Raw genomic sequence first — 19827 nt, 5'->3', positions numbered from 1 at the left:
CTGTTGCTCGGCTGAAAGCGCAGTCTAACGCGGTGCGCTGACTGGCGAAGTTTCGGGGATAAGTGGTGCGACGGTCGGGGCGAGGCCGCCGTGTTCGTCGCATTTGCACGACAGGCGTTCGCCGCTGTCGACGTTCATCAGGGTCAGGCTGCCGCCCCAGACGCAACCGGTGTCCAGCGCCGAGATGCCTGGTTCATGGATATTGCCTTCGAGTGCCGCCCAGTGGCCGAAGATGATGCGCAGGCCTTTGGTCTTGCGCTCTTTATGCTGGAACCACGGTTTGTAGCCGGGCGGCGCGGTGTCGAGGCCTTCCTTGCTCTTGAGGTCGAGTTTGCCTTCGGCGGTGCAGAAGCGCATGCGCGTGAAATAGTTAGTGATGACGCGCAGGCGGGTCACGCCTTTGAGGTCGTTGTCCCATTTCGCCGGATCGTTGCCGTACATGCCGTCGAGGTAGGCGGGAAAGAGGTTGTCGTCACGCAGGGCGGTTTCGACTTCGTCGGCACATTTCAGGGCGCGACGCAGCGACCATTGCGGTGGAATGCCGGCGTGAACCATGGCGACATCGCGTGTTTCATCGTAATGCATGAGCTTTTGTTGGCGAACCCACTCAAGCAATTCGGCGCAGTCCGGGGCATCGAGAATCTCGCGCAAGGTATCGGACTTCTTCAAACGCTCGATATTTTTAGCTGCAGCCAGCAGATGCAAGTCGTGGTTGCCGAGCACGCAGATCAGCGATTCACGCATGCCATACAGAAAACGCAGGGTTTCCAGAGACTGCGGGCCTCGGTTGACCAGATCGCCCACGAGCCACAGTCGATCGATTTTCGGGTCGAACGCGACTTGCTTGAGCAGGCATTTCAGCGGTTCGAGGCAGCCCTGCAGGTCGCCGACGGCATACGTAGCCATCAGTGCAAGGATCCGGGCACGGCGAGGCGGAACGGCTGGATGATCGCGTCGAAATGCTTGCCATCGTCGGCGACCATTTCGTAGGTGCCCTGCATGGTGCCGACCTTGGTGGTCATTACCGTGCCGCTGCTATAGGTGTGGCTCTGGCCGACATCGATCAACGGTTGCTGGCCGACGACGCCGGCGCCCCGCACTTCCTCGACATGGCCATTGCCATCGGTGATCACCCAGTGCCGCGACAGCAGCTTGGCCGGGATCGCGCCATTGTTCTGCACCGTGATGGTGTAAGCGAAGGCGAAGCGGTCGTGCTCGGGTTGCGATTGGTCTGCCAGATAGTGGGTAACGACGCTGACATCGACCTGGTAACGGGAATCGGACATGCAAGAGGCCTTAAACGAAGCGGAACGCGGGGCGTAGCTGATGGGGAATCAGTCTAGGCAAGTATCGGGCAGTAAACCAGAGTGGCGTCCTGCCCGATAGCGTTCATCGTTTGTCAGTCGGCGGCAGGGGAGGCCGGGACCTGTATCGCGAGCTGGTCGGCCAGGCGTACGAACGCCGCCAGGTCCAGTTGCTCAGGGCGCAGGCTGCCATCGACGCCGGCGGCTTCGATCTCGGCATTGCTGAGCAATTGCTTGAGGGTGTTGCGCAGGGTTTTGCGGCGTTGGTTGAATGCTTCACGCACAACGCGCTCCAGCAACTTGTGATCCTTGGCCGGGTGCGGCAGTACCGCGTGCGGCACCAGACGGACGATCGCCGAATCGACCTTCGGCGGCGGGTTGAACGCGCCCGGGCCGACGTTGAACAGGTGCTCTACGCGGCAGTGGTACTGAACCATGATCGACAGACGACCCCAGTCACCACCGCCAGGGCCTGCGGCCAGACGCTCGACCACTTCTTTCTGCAGCATGAAGTGCATGTCGCGGATGATGCCGGCATTGTTCAGCAGGTGAAAAATCAGCGGCGTGGAGATGTTGTACGGCAGGTTGCCGACCACGCGCAGGCTGTTCGGCGCGGCATTCAGGGTGTTGAAGTCGAACTTCAGTGCATCGCCCTGATGCAGGTTGAAGTTACTCTTGCCGGCAAACTGCTGGTTGAGGATCGGGATCAGGTCCTTGTCCAGTTCCACCACGTCGAGTTGCGCACCGGAGTTGAGCAGGCCGGCGGTCAGCGCGCCCTGGCCCGGGCCGATTTCCAGCAGGCGGTCTTCGGACTTGGCGCTGATGGAGCGCAGGATGCGGTCAATAACGCCGGCATCGTGCAGGAAGTTCTGGCCAAAGCGTTTGCGCGCCTTGTGTTGGTATTGCTCGGTCATAAACGGGTCTCGGCCATCTGGTAGGCGGTTTCCAGGGCGACTTGCAGGCTGCCGGTGTCGATCTTGCCGCTACCGGCCAGATCCAGGGCGGTGCCGTGGTCGACGGATGTGCGGATGATCGGCAGACCAAGCGTCACGTTAACGGCAGCGCCGAAGCCTTTGTACTTGAGCACAGGCAAGCCCTGGTCGTGGTACATCGCCAGCACTGCGTCGCAGTGCTCCAGATATTTGGGGGTAAACAGAGTGTCGGCAGGCAGCGGGCCACGAAGGTCCATGCCCTCGCCGCGCAGGCGCTCTAATGTTGGTTCAATGATGTCGATTTCTTCATGGCCCAGGTGGCCGCCTTCACCGGCGTGCGGGTTGAGTCCGCAGACCAGGATGCGTGGCCGGGCAATGCCGAATTTGTTTTGCAGGTCGCTGTGCAGAATCCGTGTAACCCGTTCCAGCCGTTCCGGCGTGATCGCATCGGCGATCTCGCGCAAGGGCAGGTGAGTGGTGACCAGTGCGACGCGCAAACCGCGGGTGGCAAGCATCATCACTACTTGTGCGGTGTGGGTCAGGTCAGCGAGAAATTCGGTGTGTCCGGAGAACGCGATGCCCGACTCGTTGATCACGCCCTTGTGTACAGGGGCGGTAATCATCCCGGCGAAGTCGCCGTTGAGGCAGCCGTTGCCGGCGCGAGTCAGGGTCTCGAGTACAAACGCGGCGTTGGCCTTGTCCAGTTGCCCGGCGACCACGGGGGCGCTGAGCGGTGTATCCCAGACATACAGGCTGCCTGCGGGCGCCGGGGCGTCCGGCCAGTGATCCGGCCCGACGTCCAGCAAGTTGACAGCCAGCCCCAGCTGCGCGGCCCGCTCAAGGAGCAGGTCGCGGCTGGTGATGGCAATCAGGGGATGTGGCTGGGCTTGCGAGGCGAGCAGCAGGCACAGGTCGGGACCGATGCCGGCTGGTTCGCCGGGTGTCAGCGCGAAACGCTGGGGTTTCACTGCGCTGCCTGGTCTGCACCAGGGAGTTTGATCTCTACGTACGCTTCGTCACGGATCTGACGCAGCCAGGTTTGCAGCTCTTCGTCGTATTTGCGGTTACGCAGTACGGTCATGGCTTGCTGCTCGCGGGCCTGTTCGGTGCTGTCGGTGGCGCGGCGGCCAAGGACTTCCAGAACGTGCCAGCCGTATTGGGTCTGGAATGGCTTGGACAGCTGACCTTGTGGGGTCTTGGCCATCACTTCGCGGAATTCCGGTACCAATGCGTTCGGGTCGATCCAGTTCAGGTCGCCGCCGTTAAGCGCCGAGCCCGGGTCTTCGGAGTAGCTTTTCGCCAGAGTGGCGAAATCTTCACCGGCCAGAATGCGCTCGTACAAGGATTGAACCAGTGCCTTGGTCTTCGCTTCATCGCGAATCGGGCTCGGCTTAACCAGAATGTGACGTACATGCACTTCGTCGCGCATCTGCGCTTCGCCACCACGTTTTGCCAGCAGCTTGAGGATGATGAAACCCCCCGGCGTGCGTGCAGGTTGCGTGATGTCGCCAACGGCCATGCTGCTTAACTCGCGGTCGAACGGCGGTGGCAGTTGCGCGGCTTTACGCCAGCCCATGTCGCCGCCTTCCAGTGCGTTGTCGCTGCCGGACTTGGCAACGGCCATCTGGCCGAAGTCAGCGCCTTGCTTGAGTTGCTGGTAAACCTCCATAGCCTGACGGGCAGCACTCTGAATCGCTTCAGAGTTGGCGCTTTCCGGCGTCGGGATCAGGATGTTGGCCAGGTGCAGTTCTTCGGACAGTTGCATTTTGCCGAGGTCGGAAGCGAGGAAGTTCTTCACTTCCTGCTCGGAGACCTGAATGCGCTCTGCCACACGACGCTGACGCACACGGCTGATGATCATTTCACGCTTGATCTGATCACGGGCGTCGTCATAGTTCAGACCGTCGTGAGCCAGGGCGGCACGGAACTGATCAACCGTCATGTTGTTGCGCTGGGCGATGGTGCCGACGGCCTGGTTCAGTTCTTCGTCGGTGATGCGGATACCGGAGCGGTCGCCAATCTGCAGTTGCAGGTTTTCGACGATCAGGCGCTCAAGCACCTGTTGATCCAGTACGCCAGGAGGTGGCAGGCCACCGCCACGCTTGGCGATGGTCTGCTGCACTTCGTGGACGCGCTGGTCCAGTTGACTCTGCATGACCACGTCGTTGTCGACGATCGCTACCACTTTGTCGATGGATTGAACTGCGGCGTTAGCCGCAGTACCCAGGAACAGCGCGCCCAGCATCAGCGGGCGCAGACAATCAGAAAGCTTGGTCTTCACGTTCACGATAACCTTGAATGCCTTTGTCGAGGAAGCTCTCTACCTTGGCGCCGGTGAGGCCGCCGAGTCCCTTCAGAACAATTTGGAGGAAGACGCCATGGTCGCCTTTTTCGTTTTGCGGAGCTTCCTGGCTGAACTCGTCATAGGAAACCCAGTAACGGTTGATCAGGCGCAGTTTCCAGCAGCAGTTGTCGTACTCGAAACCACCGAAGGCTTCCAGCGTACGGTTGCGGTTGTAGTCGTACTGCCAGCGGCTGATCGCGTTCCACTGTGGAACGATCGGCCAGATGACCGAGAAGTCATGCTGCTGGATCTTGTAGTAGTCCTTCACGTAGCCAGGTTGGCCAGGAGTGCCGTAGTCACCACCGCCCACTGCCCATTTACCGGTGTTCTGGTCGTAGCGAATCTGGTCATTGCGATAGCGATAACCGGCGTTGATGACCTTGTTCGGGTTGTCTTCTGGCTGGTAGTGGAACATCGCACTGCCGGAGCGTGGGCTGCGGCTGTCCGGGTCCCAGTTGTAGTCGGCCGTGGTGCGCCAATCGCGGTTCCAGCGGTATTCGTATTCCAGTGCGTATGGCGAAACGTTGGATTTCGCGTCGTCACGGGTTTTGGCATCGATACCTGGCAGTTGAACTTCGCGATCCTTGAAGTACAGAGCCTGGCCGACACTGATGCGTTGACGCTCGAAGCCGTCGTCTTCGATCCAGCGGCTGGTCACGCCCAGCGACAGCTTGTTCTCGTCGCCGACGCGGTCGGAGCCGGAGAAACGGTTGTCACGGAATAGCGACGAGTAGTTGAAGGTGTATTCGCTGGTGTCGAATACTGGAATATCTTCCTGATTCTCCTCAGGTACATAGAGGTAGAACAGTCGCGGTTCCAGTGTCTGGCGGTAGTTCTTGCCAAAGAAGGATGTATTGCGGTCGAAGTACAGGCCGCTGTCGATGCTGGCAATTGGTACGCCGCGGTTCTGATTGCTGCCGAACTTGCCGCCGATGTAGTCAGTACCTGCCGTAGCTGCGGCATTTTGCTGAGCAACGATTTGAGACTTGCCAGTACCGTCCAGGTCCAGTTGATACTGGGTGTACTGATACTTGAGCGATGGCTTGAGGAAGCCGTAAGTCCAGTTCATTGGCAGACTGACACCAGGCTTCAAATTCAGACGGTCGCCGTTGGCACGGGCCAGACCTTGAACATTGGTATCGAGGCGCGGTGACGAATTACCGTTTTCATCAATGAAATTACCGGTCTTCAAGTCACGATCAAACCGAACAAGCTCCGTCTCGTAATCGAAGTTCAGGCCTTCCGGGTGATACGGCAGCTGACCATTGAAGGTGATCTGCGGCAAACGGCCGTAAGGCGTGATGTTCGAAACGGTCGCGAGCTGATACTGCTGAGCGTTCAACGTGGCGGTATACGAATCACCACGGTAAGACACCAGACCTTGCTGATTGACGAAGTCGCTGGACTTCACGCCAATCTGATCGGTCTGCAGATCCTGGAAGTAGTACGGATCGCTGATCTTCGTGTAGTCAACCTGCGTAAACACACGGGAGTCGAGACCACCCTTGTGCTGCCAGTTGTACATATAGCGGGTTTTTTCGTAGTCGGTCTGCTTGCTGCGCTCGGTATCGTCATCGTTCAGATACGCCGCACCAAACTGCCCTTCACTCGACTTGGTCAGGTAACGGAACTCACCTTCCACCAACATGCCACGCTTGCTCATGTAACGCGGGTACAACGTGGCGTCGTAGTTCGGTGCCAGGTTGAAGTAGTAAGGCGTCACCAGCATGAAGCCGGTATCGCTGCCGCTGCCAATGGTTGGCGGCAGGAAGCCCGACTGACGGCGGTCGTCGATCGGGAAGTAGATGTACGGCGTGTACAGAATCGGAATGTCTTTTACGCGCAACGTCACGTTGGTCGCGGTACCGAAACCGGTGGCCGGGTTCAAGGTGATGTTGTTGCCCTTGAGCTGCCAGGCATTGCTGTTCGGTTCGCACGTGGTGTACGTGCCGTCCTTCAAGCGGATGATCGCGTTCTCTGCACGCTTGGCGTACAGCGCGTTACCGCGGATACGCGATTTGTGCATCACGTATTCGGCGTTGTCGACCTTGGCTTCACCGGTGTCGAGTTGGACGTCGGCGTGATCGCCAACGATCAGCGCGCCGTTGTCGCGGATACGTACATCGCCGTTGAGTTCGGCGCGGCTCTCGGCCTGATACAGGCTGGCCTCGTCGGATTCGACCTGCATGCTGCCCTGACGCAGGACAACATCACCGGCCAGCGTACCGACTTGATCATCGGTGTTATAGCGCGAGGCTTTTGCGCCGATAAAGGTCGGAGCATCGCTTTTGTTCGTCTTGTCATTCATGCCAGGACGAATCGGTTCGATATAGGCACCAGAGCAGTAAGGCCCGGTCTCGGCCAATTGAGCGGCGGTGAGCTTCTCGCGCGGAACCCAGTCGAGGTGACTGAAGTCTTCGCTACGGGATTTCAGACCGCGGCCCTTGGCTTCGGTGACCAGCGCCGTTTTAGGGGCTGTGTCGGCAACCGAACCGTTCTCGCTCGCCGCTTCGCCGGTGGCGCTGACGGCACTGCCGTCATGCACTGGGCGCGGCGGCAACGCAGCAGCGGTTGATTTGGGCGCACAGGCCCAACCACCCGAAGCCGAGACGGAGCAGTCATACTGCTCGGCGGCAACAACGAATTGACTGGCCAGAGGTTGCATAGCCAGCAGACTGCCGGTTACCAACAACGGAAATTTTTTACGAAACGCGGGGGATTTCAATGCCATCTTATTAGTCCGGGCTTCCTGCGTGCCATCTGCCCGCGGTGTGGGCCGCACGCCTCTCGATGGTCTGAAAAAGATGCTGGATAATAAAGCATGACCCGCTTGACGGCTAGCGCCGTCGGAGACCCTTGCAATGCCTGACCAAGATGTACGCTTGCAACACCTGAAAGTTTGGCTCGATGAGCAGTTGGCAAAGCTGTTTGCAGATCAGGGCTGGGGCACCGTGCCCCCGGCCACGTTGACCGCGGCCAGCAGCGACGCGAGTTTTCGCCGTTACTTCCGTTGGGAAGGCGCGGGCAAAAGCTTTGTCGTCATGGACGCTCCGCCCCCCCAGGAAAACTGCAAACCGTTCGTGGATATCGCTTTTTTGCTGGCGAAATCCGGAATAAATGTGCCGAAAATTTATGCTGAAGACCTCGAACGCGGATTTCTTTTGCTCAATGACCTGGGCAACAAGACCTATCTCGACGTGATCGATGGCGAAAATGCCGATCAATTATTCAACGATGCCCTGCAAGCGCTACTGGCTTTTCAGCAGTTGCCGATGGTCGCGCCGCTGCCAAGCTACGACGTTGCCTTGCTGCGTCGTGAACTGGAACTGTTCCCCGAATGGTATGTGAAGCGCGAACTTGGCGTCGAATTCGACTCGACCCAACAACAACAGTGGCAGCAGGTCAGCGATCTGCTGATCGACAGTGCGCTCGCCCAGCCAAAAGTGCTGGTGCACCGCGACTACATGCCACGCAACCTGATGCTCAGCGAGCCGAACCCCGGCGTGCTGGATTTCCAGGATGCGGTCTACGGCCCGGTGACCTACGACGTGACCTGCCTGTTCAAGGATGCCTTTCTCAGCTGGCCTGAGGAGCGTGTGCGTGGCTGGCTGCAAAGCTACTGGCAGCAAGCCTCGGCACTGAACATCCCGGTGCAGCCGGACTTCGAAGACTTCCTGCGTGCCAGCGACCTGATGGGCGTGCAGCGCCACCTGAAAGTCATCGGCATCTTCGCGCGCATTTGTCATCGTGATGGCAAGCCGCGTTATCTGGCCGACGTACCGCGTTTCTTCTCTTATATAGAAGCGGTGATTGCGCGTCGTCCCGAACTGGCAGAACTGCAAGCGCTGTTCACCAGCCTGCGGGGTGGAGCAACAGCATGAAGGCAATGATTCTGGCGGCAGGCAAAGGCGAGCGCATGCGTCCGTTGACCCTGACCACGCCGAAACCGCTGGTACGAGCCGGTGGCGTGCCATTGATCGAGTATCACCTGCGCGCCCTGGCGGCTGCAGGATTCAACGAGATCGTGATCAACCACGCCTGGCTCGGTCAGCAGATCGAGGATTATCTGGGTGACGGTGCGCAGTTTGGCGTGAGCATTCAGTACTCGCCGGAAGGGGAGCCACTGGAAACCGGCGGCGGGATTTTCCGTGCGCTGCCGTTACTTGGCGATGATGCGTTTCTGGTGGTCAACGGTGATATCTGGACCGATTACGACTTCAGCGTGTTGCACCAGCCGATCACCGGTCTGGCGCATCTGGTGCTGGCGGACAACCCGGCGCATCACCCGCACGGAGATTTCACTCTGGTTGATGGCAAGGTACACGACGCTCAGCCGGACGCTGCGACCCTGACCTACAGCGGCATCGCCGTGCTGCATCCACAGTTGTTCGACGGCTGTGCAGATGGCGCTTTCAAACTGGCGCCGCTGTTGCGCAACGCCATGGCGGCTGGCGAAGTCACGGGCGAGCGTCTGAAAGGTCACTGGGTGGACGTCGGCACGCACGAACGTCTGGCCGAAGCTGAAGCATTGATAGAAGCGAGTCGCTGACATGTTGTGGCCAGGGACTCTGATTGGAGCCGGAGCGGGTTTTGCGATCGCCAGCATTCCGGGGGCCATGCTTGGGGCATTGTTGGGGCAGGCGCTGGATCGGCGTCTGAACCTGCAAAGCTTTGGGCATCTGCGGGAAAAACTCGGCGGTCGGCCGATGCTGCGTAACGACGAACTGTTGTTTGTGTTGCTCGGACGTCTGGCCAAGAGTGACGGTCGAGTCACCGACGGGCATATACAGCAGGCGCGCAACGAGATGCGCGCGCTGGAGATGAGCGAGCCGGCAACGCGCCGCGCCATCGCAGCATTCAACCGTGGCAAGTCTGAAAATGACAACCTGCGCGGTTATCTGCGGCGCCTGAGCGCGCAGCCTCATGCGGCCGAGGGTGTATTGCGGGCGTGTTGGCGGATGGTTTGGGCCGATGGTCGTGCGGGCGTCAGCGAGCGGGAATTGTTGGCACAGTGGGGTAAATGGCTAGGCTGGACAACGCATCAGGTACAGGCGCTGGCCAGTGATTACGAACCGGGCAAACGGCCGATCGTCAGTGCTGCGGTGAGCTATCAGGAGGCGATGCGGTTATTGGGTGTGTCGGCGTCCAGTGAGCCGGCACAGATCAAGCGAGCCTATCGGCGCCTGCTCAGTCGTCATCATCCGGACAAGATTGCCGGCACGGGGGCGACGCCAGCGCAGGTGCGTGAAGCGACCGAGCGCACGCGCGAACTGCACAATGCCTACACATTGATTCGTGAGCGGCGGGATTTTCGCTAGTCGTTAGAGGTGTAGTGACTGCGCTGGCCCCTTCGCGAGCAAGCTCGCTCCCACAATGGACTGTGTACGCAGATCCAATGTGGGAGCGAGCCGGCTCGCGAAGGGGGCGACGCGGTTTACCGATCAGTCCGTGTTCTGCGGATTCAGCCAGCCGCGTACCCGGCGGAACAACTGTTCCTGTTCAGCCTTGTTATCCGGCAAAGCCTTGAGCGCGACCTGACTGAACGCCGAGGTCTTCAAACGCTTGCTCGCCTGCATGCGTTCCAGCGCGGCATTGCGATCCAGCGGCTTGTCCATGTAGAAAATATCCGCCGTCGGCAGCTTCAGCGTTGGCGTCAGTTCGGCCAGGGGCGGTTTGGCCTTGGCTGGCATCTGCGCATCGACCATGACGAATTTTTCCACCTGCGCCGTTTGTTTTTCGCTTAGATAACGCGCAGCCCAATAAGCACCGGTGCCGTGCCCAAGCACGACAATGCTGCGCGCGCTCTGCTGTTCGGCGTAGGCAATCGCGGCGTCGATGCGCGCGAAGATTCGTTCGGCGTCAGCCTTGGATTGCTCTTCCGTGGTTTCGGCGACCACTTGATCCGCCACCTCGGCTTCACCGCCGGCGGCTTGCTCGATCGGCTGCGCGGTGGTGGCGTCCTTGCTGCCGGACTCCGGGGCTTTCGGCACAGCAGGCGCCTCGACCACACGCGGTGCAATGGCGTCGCTTTGCAGGTCGGGCAGCGTGATACTCAGGCTGCTCCACTTTGCATCCGGCAATTTGCGCCGCAGCGGGCCGATTGCCTGCGGCCAGTCGGCGGTTTCGCCGGCACCGGGGATGATGATCACCGCGCCTTTCGGTTCGGCGGTGTTGGCCGGTTTCCACAGGGCGAGGAAGGTGTCGCTGCCGGCCTGCAACTGTTGCTGTTCTTGCGTCGGGACTTTACGTTCCAGTGCAGCGGCCTCTTCCTGACTACGCTCAAGCAGTGGCTGGCGTTCGGCCGGTTGTTCTTCTGCCGGTTTTTCCGCCGCAGGAGTGGGATCGGCGGCGCTGACGGAAAACGCACAGGGCAGGAGCAGCGACAGGCACAATGCTGGCATTGCCAGGCGGTAAACAGAGGGCATCGGTTATTCCAGGCCAGAAAGTATCCCGGCAGCCTAATGGGTTGGTCAGAATTTGTCAGTGTATGAGACTTCAATGAAGCGATTTTGCTGCCTGTGGGTTATCGGCTGTTTGTGGTTTCCCTTGATGGGCTGGGCGGCGCCTGCGCCGCCGTCTCATCTCGCACAGTTGTCGGCGAGCCAACAGCAATGGCTGGCGCAACACAATGAACTGCGCGTCGGTCTGGTGCTGCAAGCGCCCTATGCGCAATATGATCGGCGCTTGCAACGGTTGTCCGGGGCTAACGTCGAGCTGATGAAGTTGCTGGCCAAGGCGCTGAATGTCGAGCTGAGCTGGCGCAACTTTCAGGATCTCGCACAACTGGAAACCGCCGTGCGCGAGGGCGAGATCGATATCGCTCCGGGCCTGAGCCAGACGCCGAGTGCCCTGCGTCTATGGCAGTTTTCCGACCCTTACATGCGTGTGCCGCAACTGGTAGTCAGTGACCAGAAGGCCAGTGGTGTGGTCGATCTGGAAAAACTCGATAGCCAGGTCCGCGTCGCCGTGCGTATGCCCAGCAGCACCGCTGACTATCTGCGCGGCAACTATCCACATCTGAACTTGCAAGGCGTGCCGCTGGAGCGTCAGGCCTTGCAGTTGCTGTTGAGTCAGCAGGCCGCCTACGCCGTGATCGACGAGGCACAACTCGGACGGTTGTCGGTAGAGCCGGAATTCGCCGAACTGGTGGTGGTCGGTGATATCGGCCTGCCGCAACTGCTGCGGGTCGGCTCGCGCCGCGATTGGCCAGAGCTGGCCGGCATGGTGCAAAGCGCCTTGCGCGCGATCCCGGCCAAAGATCTGGAGCAACTGCACAACCAATGGCTGCAACCGAAATACCCGCGACTGTCGGAATCACCGGGCTTCTGGCAGAACCTCAGTCTGTTGTTTGCGGTGATGCTGCTCAGTTGTGTCGCGATCGTGTTCTGGCAGCGCCGCCAACAGCACAGCCTTGAGCAGCGACTGCTGGCCGCCCGGGAAGACATCGCCTTGCGCGCGGCCAGCGAAGAAGCGCTGCGCTTGACGCAGTTCTCTATTGATCAAAGCACCGTCGGCATCCTCTGGGTCAACTGGGACAGCCATGTGCGCTACGCCAACCGCGCGGCGGAAAACATGCTCGGGTATCCCTCCGGCGGACTGATCGAACGGCCATTGATCGACTTCGAACCGGGGCTGCACATGGATCGCTGGCTCAATCTTTGGAAGCGTGCGCGGGCCAGCGAAGAAGGGCCGCTGAGTTTCGAAACCAGTTGCGTGCGCGCCGATGGCAGTGTCTTGCCAGCGGACGTGTCGCTGAGTTTTCTGCGTTTTCGCGACAGCGAATACCTGGTGGTTTATCTCACCGATGTCACCGAGCGCCGCCGTGCACTGGCGGCGTTGCAGGAAAGCGAGGCGCGTCTGCAAGGCATTGCGGCCAACGTGCCGGGGCTGGTGTTCCGTCTGGAGCGGGCGCCGGTGACCGGGCAGATCGACTTTGCCTACATCAGCGAGGGCAGCGAAAGTCTGGTCGGTTATGCCCCGGCCACTCTCGCGCATCGCGACATGGGTCTGCGCAGCCTGGTGCACCCCGACGACAAGGCCAGTTATCACCGCACCCAGGATCAGGCGCTGGACACTGACAGCGACTGGTCGTGGCAGGGAAGAATTCTCACGCGTCAAGGCCAGCAGCGCTGGGCCGAGATCAAGGCCATCACCCGGCAACTGGAGGATGGCGCTTACGTCTGGGATGGCATCGTCTGGGACATCACCGAGAGCAAGCGTATCGAGCTGGAACTGGCGGCCTCTCGTGAGCAACTGCGCGAACTGTCGGCGCACCTTGAGAGCGTGCGTGAAGAAGAGAAGGCGCGCATTGCCCGCGAGGTGCACGATGAATTGGGGCAGATGCTCACGGTGCTGAAACTGGAGACATCGATGTGCGAATTGGCCTACGCGCAACTCGACCCCGGTCTGAACGAACGGCTGAACAGCATGAAGCGCCTGATCGCCCAGTTATTCCAGTTGGTGCGTGATGTGGCGACGGCGCTGCGTCCGCCGATTCTCGATGCCGGGATTGCTTCGGCGATCGAGTGGCAGGCACGACGGTTCGAGGCGCGCACGCAGATTCCGTGTCTGGTGCAGGTGCCGGACAATCTGCCAGCGATCAGTGATGCCAAGGCGATTGGGTTGTTTCGGATTTTGCAGGAGGCGCTGACCAATGTGATGCGCCATGCCCAGGCGCATACTGTGGAACTGACGTTGGCGCTGGAAGGCGACGAATTGTGCCTGACGGTCAGTGATGATGGCGTAGGATTTGCCCCCGCTACGGGTCGGCCGACTTCGTTTGGGCTGGTGGGCATGCGTGAGCGGGTGCTGATCATGGGCGGGCGGTTGGTGCTGGAGAGTGAGCCGGGGGAGGGCACCAGTCTGGTGGTGAGGGTGCCGGTGAGTGAGGTTTGAGTTTTTTGCGGTGTCGACGCCGGCCTCTTCGCGAGCAAGCTCGCTCCCACAGGGAAATGCATTCCAATGTGGGAGCGAGCTTGCTCGCGAATGATGCTGACGTTGAATTCGAACAATGGAGAGAAACGTGATCCGTGTACTGGTAGCCGAAGACCACACCATCGTCCGCGAGGGCATCAAGCAATTGATTGGCCTGGCCAAGGATCTGCAAGTGGTGGGCGAGGCGAGCAATGGCGAGCAACTGCTGGAGACGCTGCGCCATGTTCCGTGCGAAGTGGTGCTGCTCGACATCTCCATGCCCGGCGTCAACGGACTTGAAGCGATCCCGCGCATCCGTGCGCTGAACAACCCGCCAGCGATTCTGGTGCTGTCGATGCACGACGAAGCGCAGATGGCTGCACGAGCACTGAAGGTTGGCGCAGCGGGGTATGCGACCAAGGACAGTGATCCGGCGCTGTTGCTCACGGCGATCCGCAAAGTCGCGGCGGGTGGGCGCTATATCGATCCGGATCTGGCGGATCGCATGGTCTTCGAAGTCGGCCTGACCGATGCGCGGCCGCTGCACTCTCTACTGTCCGAACGCGAGTTCTCGGTGTTCGAACGTCTGGCCCAAGGCGCCAACGTCAATGACATCGCCCAGCAACTGGCCCTGAGCAGCAAGACCATCAGCACCCACAAGGCGCGGCTGATGCAGAAGCTCAACATCACCTCGCTGGCCGAACTGGTCAAATACGCGATGGAGCACAAACTCCTCTAACAGTCACCGCGATCAAAATGTAGGAGTGAGCCTGCTCGCGATAGCTTTCTCTCAGTCAACACTGCAGTGACTGATCCACCGCTATCGCGAGCAGGCTCACTCCTACAGGGGATCTCCATAGCGCCGGAAATTTCGGGCATATCCATAAGCGACAGGCGCTTTTGCTTGTTCTTGCAGCTTGCAGCTCAATCCTTGTCACTGCTTTATCCATTAGCGCCATCCTTGTAGGGCAATCCCTACCCCCAACCTTCCATCCGGCTGAGGCGATTCTCTCCTGCGCCCCGATTTGCGTGGTTGTCAGCAGCCACTAGGCTTAACCCACAAGCAGTCATCAACAACAAAGGTGTGGGTATGAGCCAGGTCGATACAAACGCAGGGGCCAGTGATGTGCTGGTCAGCTTTCGTGGAGTGCAGAAGAGCTACGACGGCGAGAACCTGATCGTCAAAGACCTCAACCTCGACATTCGCAAAGGCGAATTCCTCACCCTGCTCGGGCCTTCCGGTTCCGGCAAGACCACCAGCCTGATGATGCTCGCCGGTTTCGAAACACCGACCGCTGGCGAGATTCTGCTGGCCGGGCGCTCGATCAACAACGTGCCGCCGCACAAGCGCGACATCGGCATGGTGTTCCAGAACTACGCGTTGTTCCCGCACATGACCGTGGCGGAAAACCTCGCGTTCCCGCTGACCGTCCGTGGCCTGAACAAAAGCGATGTGAGTGACCGCGTGAAGAAAGTCCTCAGCATGGTTCAGCTCGACGCATTCGCCTCGCGCTATCCGGCGCAGTTGTCCGGTGGTCAGCAGCAACGTGTGGCGTTGGCTCGCGCGCTGGTGTTCGAACCGCAACTGGTGCTGATGGATGAACCGCTCGGCGCCCTCGACAAACAACTGCGTGAACACATGCAGATGGAAATCAAACACCTGCACCAGCGGCTCGGCGTGACCGTGGTCTACGTGACCCACGATCAGGGCGAAGCGCTGACCATGTCCGACCGCGTCGCGGTGTTCCATCAAGGCGAGATCCAGCAGATCGCCCCACCGCGCACGCTCTACGAAGAGCCGAAAAATACCTTTGTCGCCAACTTTATCGGCGAGAACAACCGCCTCAACGGCCGCTTGGTCAGCCAGAGCGGCGAGCGCTGCGTGGTCGAGTTGGGCCGTGGCGAAAAGGTCGAGGCGCTGGCGGTCAACGTCGGTCAGACCGGCGAACCGGTGACCCTGTCGATCCGTCCGGAGCGCGTCAGCCTCAACGGTTCGAGCGATCAATGCGTTAACCGCTTCTCAGGGAGGGTGGCGGAATTCATCTATCTGGGCGACCACGTCCGGGTACGCCTGGAAGTCTGCGGCAAGACCGACTTCTTCGTGAAACAACCGATTGCCGAGCTCGATCCAGCGCTCGCCGTCGGTGACGTGGTTCCGCTTGGCTGGCAGGTCGAGCATGTTCGCGCGCTCGACCCACTAAGTGAGAGCGTCCCCTGAGGCGCATTAATCGCCCCGGCAATACCAACACCAACCCTGCACGTGGAGAGAACAATAAATGTTGAGATCCCTGAAGTTCACCGCCCTGACCCTGGGCCTGATGGGTGCGGCCAGCGCAATGGCCGCTGGCCCGGATTTGACCGTGGTGTCGTTTGGCGGGGCGAACAAGGCGGCGCAAGTCAAAGCCTTCTACGCACCATGGGAAGCGGCGGGCAACGGCAAGATCGTCGCTGGCGAGTACAACGGCGAAATGGCCAAGGTCAAAGCCATGGTCGACACCAAAAGCGTGTCGTGGGACCTGGTGGAAGTTGAATCGCCAGAGCTGTCCCGTGGTTGCGACGAAGACATGTTCGAACAACTCGACCCGGCGCTGTTCGGCAAAACCGAAGATTACGTCAAAGGCGCGATTCAGCCGTGCGGCGTGGGCTTCTTCGTGTGGTCGACCGTACTCGCTTACAACGCCGACAAGCTGAAAACCGCACCGACCAGTTGGGCGGATTTCTGGGACACCAAGAAATTCCCGGGCAAGCGTGGTCTGCGTAAGGGCGCCAAGTACACCCTCGAATTCGCGCTGATGGCCGACGGTGTGGCGCCGAAAGACGTCTACAAGGAACTGGCGAGCAAGGGCGGTCAGGACCGTGCGTTCAAGAAGCTCGATGAGCTGAAACCGAACATCCAGTGGTGGGAAGCCGGCGCACAACCGCCGCAATACCTCGCTTCCGGTGACGTGGTGATGAGCTCGGCCTACAACGGTCGCATCGCTGCCGTGCAGAAAGAATCCAACCTGAAAGTGGTGTGGAACGGCGGCATCTACGACTTCGACGCGTGGGCCATCCCGAAAGGTCTGGACGCCAAGCGTGCGGAAGCGGCGAAGAAATTCATCGCCTACTCGGTACAGCCACAGCAGCAGAAGACCTACTCGGAAAACATCGCCTATGGCCCGGCCAATACCCAGGCTGTGCCGCTGCTGGCCAAGGATGTCCTGAAAGACATGCCGACCACCCCGGAAAACATCGCCAACCAAGTGCAGATCGACGTCAGCTTCTGGGCTGACAACGGCGAGCAACTGGAACAGCGCTTCAACTCCTGGGCGGCGAAATAACCGAGGGCTCGCTCTCTTGTGGGAGCGAGCTTGCTCGCGAAAGCGCCAGTCCATTCAACACTGATGTCGACTGATGCGCCGCCTTCGCGAGCAAGCTCGCTCCCACATTTGGATCTGTGTGCATCAATCGATCGAGGTGGTTCGCCACCTCTGTAACGATCAAAGATTTGCGGAGTACGTCATGGCCATCGCCGTTCCCCTGAACGAGGGCAACAGCCCCACCTTGAAGCAGAAGCTCAAGCGCGCCGAGCGGGTCAACCGCTGGAAGGCTCAAGCGCTGATCGCGCCGCTGGTGCTGTTTCTGTTGCTGGTGTTTCTGGTGCCGATCGTGGCGCTGCTCTACAAAAGCGTCGGCAACCCCGAAGTGGTCGGCGGCATGCCGCGCACCGTGGCGGCCATCGCCAGTTGGGACGGCCGCGGCCTGCCCGCTGAACCGGTCTACAAAGCCGCCGGCGAAGACCTCGCCGAAGCGCGCAAAAACCAGACACTGGGCGATTTGTCCAAGCGCTTGAACATGGAGTTGGCCGGCTATCGCAGCCTGCTGACCAAAACCGCCCGGGCGCTGCCCTTCGCCAGCGAACCGGCCTCTTATAAAGAAGCGCTGGAAGCGCTCGACGAACGTTGGGGCGACCCGGCCTACTGGCAAGCGGTCAAACGCAACACCAGCAGCATCACCCCGTACTACTTGCTGGCAGCGGTCGATCACCGTATCGACGACCTCGGCGAAATCGCCCCGGCCACCCCGGATCAGGCGATTTACCTCGACATCTTTGCCCGCACCTTCTGGATGGGCCTGATCATCACGGTGATCTGCCTGCTGCTCGCCTATCCATTGGCTTACCTGCTGGCCAATCTGCCTTCGCGGCAAAGCAACTTGCTGATGATTCTGGTGCTGCTGCCGTTCTGGACCTCGATTCTGGTGCGCGTCGCCGCATGGATTGTGCTGCTGCAATCGGGTGGTCTGATCAACAGTGGCCTGATGGCGATGGGCATCATCGATAAGCCGCTGGAACTGGTGTTCAACCGCACCGGCGTGTACATCTCGATGGTGCACATCCTGCTCCCGTTCATGATCCTGCCGATCTACAGCGTGATGAAAGGCATCTCGCCGACCTACATGCGCGCGGCGATTTCCCTCGGCTGCCATCCGTTCGCCAGTTTCTGGCGGGTGTACTTCCCGCAGACCTACGCCGGTGTCGGCGCCGGATGCCTGTTGGTGTTCATCCTCGCCATCGGCTACTACATCACCCCGGCGCTGCTCGGCAGCCCGAACGATCAAATGGTCAGCTACTTCGTCGCCTTCTACACCAACACCAGCATCAACTGGGGCATGGCCACCGCCCTGGGCGGGCTGTTGCTGCTGGCGACCGTGGTGCTTTATCTGATTTACAGCTGGCTGGTCGGCGCCAGTCGCCTGCGCCTGAGCTAAGGGGAATTCGAGATGCTGAGTCCTTACATGTCGCCCATTGAACGGGTGTGGTTCTACAGCCTGCGGATCCTTTGCGGCCTGATTCTGTTGTTCCTGATTCTGCCGGTGCTGGTGATTATTCCGCTGTCGTTCAATTCGGGGAGTTTTCTGGTCTATCCGCTGCAGGGTTTTTCGTTGCACTGGTATCAGGATTTCTTCGCCTCGGCGGAATGGATGCGCGCCCTGAAGAACAGCATCATCGTCGCCCCGGCCGCGACAGTGCTGGCAATGGTCTTCGGCACGCTGGCGGCGATTGGCCTGACTCGCGGTGACTTTCCCGGTAAGTCTTTGGTGATGGCGTTGGTGATTTCGCCGATGGTGGTGCCGGTGGTGATCATTGGTGTGGCGAGTTATCTGTTCTTCGCCCCGTTGGGGTTGGGCAACAGTTTCTTCTCGCTGATCGTCGTGCATGCGGTGTTGGGTGTGCCGTTTGTGATCATCACCGTGTCGGCGACGTTGCAGGGGTTTAACCATAACCTGGTGCGTGCTGCGGCGAGTTTGGGGGCTTCACCGCTGACGGCGTTCCGTCGGGTGACCCTGCCGCTGATTGCGCCGGGAGTGATTTCGGGGGCGCTGTTTGCGTTTGCGACTTCGTTTGATGAGGTGGTGGTGACGCTGTTTCTTGCCGGACCTGAGCAGGCGACGTTGCCTCGGCAGATGTTTAGCGGGATTAGGGAGAACCTTAGCCCGACCATCGCCGCCGCTGCTACTTTGTTGATTGCGTTCTCGGTCATCCTGCTGCTGACCCTGGAATGGCTACGTGGCCGCAGCGAAAAACTGCGGACTGCTCAGGTTTAAGGGCCAGATCAAAAGCTTACCCCCTCACCCCAGCCCTCTCCCCCAGGGGGGCGAGGGGGAAAGGGAGCAGATATTCGTGCTGTTCAGAATCTGAGTTCGACTTTCTCCCATCCACCTCGGTCAGTCTTTTTACCTTCGGTGGGAAAGGGAGCAGATCGTTGTGCTTTTCAAAATCTGAGTTCGACTCGGTATCTCAAGTCGGTGTACCTCTCACATTCACCTCGATCAGTCCCCTCTCCCTCCGGGAGAGGGCTAGGGTGAGGGGCTCTTGATTTTCTAACCGATCAACCATTCACCACCTGAATAACAGACAACCCCAAATCCCCAGCTAATCTTGTGCCCAGCTCCCACATCTATAAGAGGCTGCGCACGATGAGTCTGTCCCAGTTCAAAATCGCTCACAAACTGATCACCGGCGCCGGAGCCATCGAGCAACTGGCCGCCGAGCTCACCCGCCTCGACATCGACAACCCCTTGATCGTCACTGACGCCGCGCTGGTCAAATCCGGTACGGTCGAGCTGGCGCTGGTGCAGCTCGGTGGGCGCGACTACGAGATTTTCGACCGCGTTCTGCCCGATCCGGAAATCGCCATCGTCGAAGACTGCATGCGCGTTTACCGCGAGGGCGGACATGACGGCTTGATCGGCCTCGGTGGCGGCAGTGCCATCGACATCGCCAAAAGTGTCGCGGCCTATGCCGGTTACCACGGCGCGCTGGAAGATCTGTTCGGCGTCGATCAAGTGCCGC

At 60.0% G+C, this 19827-nt stretch carries 17 protein-coding genes; 10 read left to right on the top strand and 7 right to left on the bottom strand.

Features of this window, described 5'->3' with window-relative positions; translation table 11 throughout:
• Positions 1-24: 24 nt before the first annotated feature.
• The 6 genes from ACWR1S_RS25190 to ACWR1S_RS25165 all read right to left on the bottom strand — a co-directional run bounded on the left by ACWR1S_RS25190 (position 25) and on the right by ACWR1S_RS25165 (position 7311).
• Positions 25-906 (bottom strand): symmetrical bis(5'-nucleosyl)-tetraphosphatase, encoded by an 882-nt coding sequence (locus tag ACWR1S_RS25190; protein WP_454565383.1) that lies wholly within the window; start codon positions 904-906, stop codon positions 25-27.
• Positions 906-1286, bottom strand: coding sequence for a Co2+/Mg2+ efflux protein ApaG (gene apaG / locus ACWR1S_RS25185; RefSeq protein ID WP_454565382.1), 381 nt, complete (start codon positions 1284-1286; stop codon positions 906-908). Before apaG ends, ACWR1S_RS25190 begins: the two co-directional genes overlap by 1 nt.
• Before the next feature lie 113 nt (positions 1287-1399).
• A complete protein-coding gene (rsmA, locus tag ACWR1S_RS25180; protein WP_102900136.1) occupies positions 1400-2218 on the bottom strand; it encodes a 16S rRNA (adenine(1518)-N(6)/adenine(1519)-N(6))-dimethyltransferase RsmA in 819 nt (272 codons plus the stop codon).
• The gene (gene pdxA, locus ACWR1S_RS25175; protein WP_454565381.1) at positions 2215-3204 is read right to left on the bottom strand and encodes a 4-hydroxythreonine-4-phosphate dehydrogenase PdxA; all 990 of its coding nucleotides are present in this window, start codon (positions 3202-3204) and stop codon (positions 2215-2217) included. The genes rsmA and pdxA overlap by 4 nt, the downstream gene beginning before the upstream one ends.
• Complete coding sequence (surA, locus tag ACWR1S_RS25170) at positions 3201-4523, bottom strand: peptidylprolyl isomerase SurA (protein ID WP_454565380.1); 1323 nt, start codon at positions 4521-4523, stop codon at positions 3201-3203. The genes pdxA and surA overlap by 4 nt, the downstream gene beginning before the upstream one ends.
• On the bottom strand, positions 4498-7311 hold the full coding sequence (locus ACWR1S_RS25165; RefSeq protein WP_454565379.1) for an LPS-assembly protein LptD: 2814 nt from the start codon (positions 7309-7311) through the stop codon (positions 4498-4500). The genes surA and ACWR1S_RS25165 overlap by 26 nt, the downstream gene beginning before the upstream one ends.
• A 130-nt stretch (positions 7312-7441) precedes the next feature.
• Between ACWR1S_RS25165 and ACWR1S_RS25160 the strand changes: the two genes are divergently transcribed.
• Genes ACWR1S_RS25160 through ACWR1S_RS25150 form a run of 3 tightly spaced genes read left to right on the top strand, consistent with a single transcriptional unit; the run spans position 7442 to position 9898 of the window.
• Positions 7442-8461 carry an aminoglycoside phosphotransferase family protein gene (locus ACWR1S_RS25160; protein WP_454565378.1) on the top strand — a complete coding sequence of 340 codons (1020 nt, stop codon included), beginning with the start codon at positions 7442-7444 and terminating at the stop codon, positions 8459-8461.
• Positions 8458-9129 carry an N-acetylmuramate alpha-1-phosphate uridylyltransferase MurU gene (murU, locus tag ACWR1S_RS25155; RefSeq protein ID WP_454565377.1) on the top strand — a complete coding sequence of 224 codons (672 nt, stop codon included), beginning with the start codon at positions 8458-8460 and terminating at the stop codon, positions 9127-9129. Before ACWR1S_RS25160 ends, murU begins: the two co-directional genes overlap by 4 nt.
• 1 nt (position 9130) lies before the next feature.
• Positions 9131-9898 carry a TerB family tellurite resistance protein gene (locus ACWR1S_RS25150; RefSeq protein ID WP_454565376.1) on the top strand — a complete coding sequence of 256 codons (768 nt, stop codon included), beginning with the start codon at positions 9131-9133 and terminating at the stop codon, positions 9896-9898.
• 123 nt (positions 9899-10021) lie between these two features.
• On the opposite strand, the gene ACWR1S_RS25145 is transcribed toward ACWR1S_RS25150, so the two are convergent.
• Positions 10022-11005, bottom strand: a complete 984-nt coding sequence (locus ACWR1S_RS25145) for an alpha/beta hydrolase family protein (RefSeq protein WP_454565375.1) — start codon at positions 11003-11005, stop codon at positions 10022-10024.
• A 73-nt stretch (positions 11006-11078) separates the two neighbouring features.
• Between ACWR1S_RS25145 and ACWR1S_RS25140 the strand changes: the two genes are divergently transcribed.
• From ACWR1S_RS25140 to ACWR1S_RS25110, 7 genes are all read left to right on the top strand, one after another.
• A complete protein-coding gene (locus ACWR1S_RS25140) occupies positions 11079-13475 on the top strand; it encodes a PAS domain-containing sensor histidine kinase (protein WP_454565374.1) in 2397 nt (798 codons plus the stop codon).
• Between the two features lie 127 nt (positions 13476-13602).
• On the top strand, positions 13603-14232 hold the full coding sequence (locus ACWR1S_RS25135) for a response regulator (RefSeq protein WP_008085218.1): 630 nt from the start codon (positions 13603-13605) through the stop codon (positions 14230-14232).
• 351 nt (positions 14233-14583) lie between these two features.
• On the top strand, positions 14584-15711 hold the full coding sequence (locus ACWR1S_RS25130; RefSeq protein ID WP_454565373.1) for an ABC transporter ATP-binding protein: 1128 nt from the start codon (positions 14584-14586) through the stop codon (positions 15709-15711).
• A 58-nt stretch (positions 15712-15769) separates the two neighbouring features.
• Positions 15770-16813: an ABC transporter substrate-binding protein gene (locus ACWR1S_RS25125; RefSeq protein WP_016983607.1), complete on the top strand. Its 1044-nt coding sequence runs from the start codon at positions 15770-15772 to the stop codon at positions 16811-16813.
• Between the two features lie 181 nt (positions 16814-16994).
• Positions 16995-18242: an ABC transporter permease gene (locus ACWR1S_RS25120; RefSeq protein WP_454565372.1), complete on the top strand. Its 1248-nt coding sequence runs from the start codon at positions 16995-16997 to the stop codon at positions 18240-18242.
• A gap of 12 nt (positions 18243-18254) precedes the next feature.
• Positions 18255-19079 carry an ABC transporter permease gene (locus ACWR1S_RS25115; RefSeq protein ID WP_194935297.1) on the top strand — a complete coding sequence of 275 codons (825 nt, stop codon included), beginning with the start codon at positions 18255-18257 and terminating at the stop codon, positions 19077-19079.
• Positions 19080-19451: 372 nt separating this feature from the next.
• Positions 19452-19827 (top strand): iron-containing alcohol dehydrogenase (locus tag ACWR1S_RS25110; RefSeq protein ID WP_454565371.1); only part of this gene is annotated, 376 nt, incomplete at its 3' end.

This window comes from Pseudomonas sp. AIG, from assembly GCF_977020205.1.
The sequence above is the reverse complement of the archived record's forward strand: the minus strand, read 5'-3'. Positions and strand labels throughout refer to the sequence as shown.

Excerpts from the sequence above, each read along its gene's own strand:
- ACWR1S_RS25190 (WP_454565383.1), bottom strand. The coding sequence starts at position 906 with ATGGCTACGTATGCCGTCGGCGACCTGCAGGGCTGCCTCGAACCGCTG.
- apaG (WP_454565382.1), bottom strand. The coding sequence starts at position 1,286 with ATGTCCGATTCCCGTTACCAGGTCGATGTCAGCGTCGTTACCCACTAT.
- rsmA (WP_102900136.1), bottom strand. The coding sequence starts at position 2,218 with ATGACCGAGCAATACCAACACAAGGCGCGCAAACGCTTTGGCCAGAAC.
- ACWR1S_RS25165 (WP_454565379.1), bottom strand. The coding sequence starts at position 7,311 with ATGGCATTGAAATCCCCCGCGTTTCGTAAAAAATTTCCGTTGTTGGTA.
- ACWR1S_RS25160 (WP_454565378.1), top strand. The coding sequence starts at position 7,442 with ATGCCTGACCAAGATGTACGCTTGCAACACCTGAAAGTTTGGCTCGAT.
- murU (WP_454565377.1), top strand. The coding sequence starts at position 8,458 with ATGAAGGCAATGATTCTGGCGGCAGGCAAAGGCGAGCGCATGCGTCCG.
- ACWR1S_RS25150 (WP_454565376.1), top strand. The coding sequence starts at position 9,131 with ATGTTGTGGCCAGGGACTCTGATTGGAGCCGGAGCGGGTTTTGCGATC.
- ACWR1S_RS25145 (WP_454565375.1), bottom strand. The coding sequence starts at position 11,005 with ATGCCCTCTGTTTACCGCCTGGCAATGCCAGCATTGTGCCTGTCGCTG.
- ACWR1S_RS25140 (WP_454565374.1), top strand. The coding sequence starts at position 11,079 with ATGAAGCGATTTTGCTGCCTGTGGGTTATCGGCTGTTTGTGGTTTCCC.
- ACWR1S_RS25130 (WP_454565373.1), top strand. The coding sequence starts at position 14,584 with ATGAGCCAGGTCGATACAAACGCAGGGGCCAGTGATGTGCTGGTCAGC.
- ACWR1S_RS25125 (WP_016983607.1), top strand. The coding sequence starts at position 15,770 with ATGTTGAGATCCCTGAAGTTCACCGCCCTGACCCTGGGCCTGATGGGT.
- ACWR1S_RS25120 (WP_454565372.1), top strand. The coding sequence starts at position 16,995 with ATGGCCATCGCCGTTCCCCTGAACGAGGGCAACAGCCCCACCTTGAAG.
- ACWR1S_RS25115 (WP_194935297.1), top strand. The coding sequence starts at position 18,255 with ATGCTGAGTCCTTACATGTCGCCCATTGAACGGGTGTGGTTCTACAGC.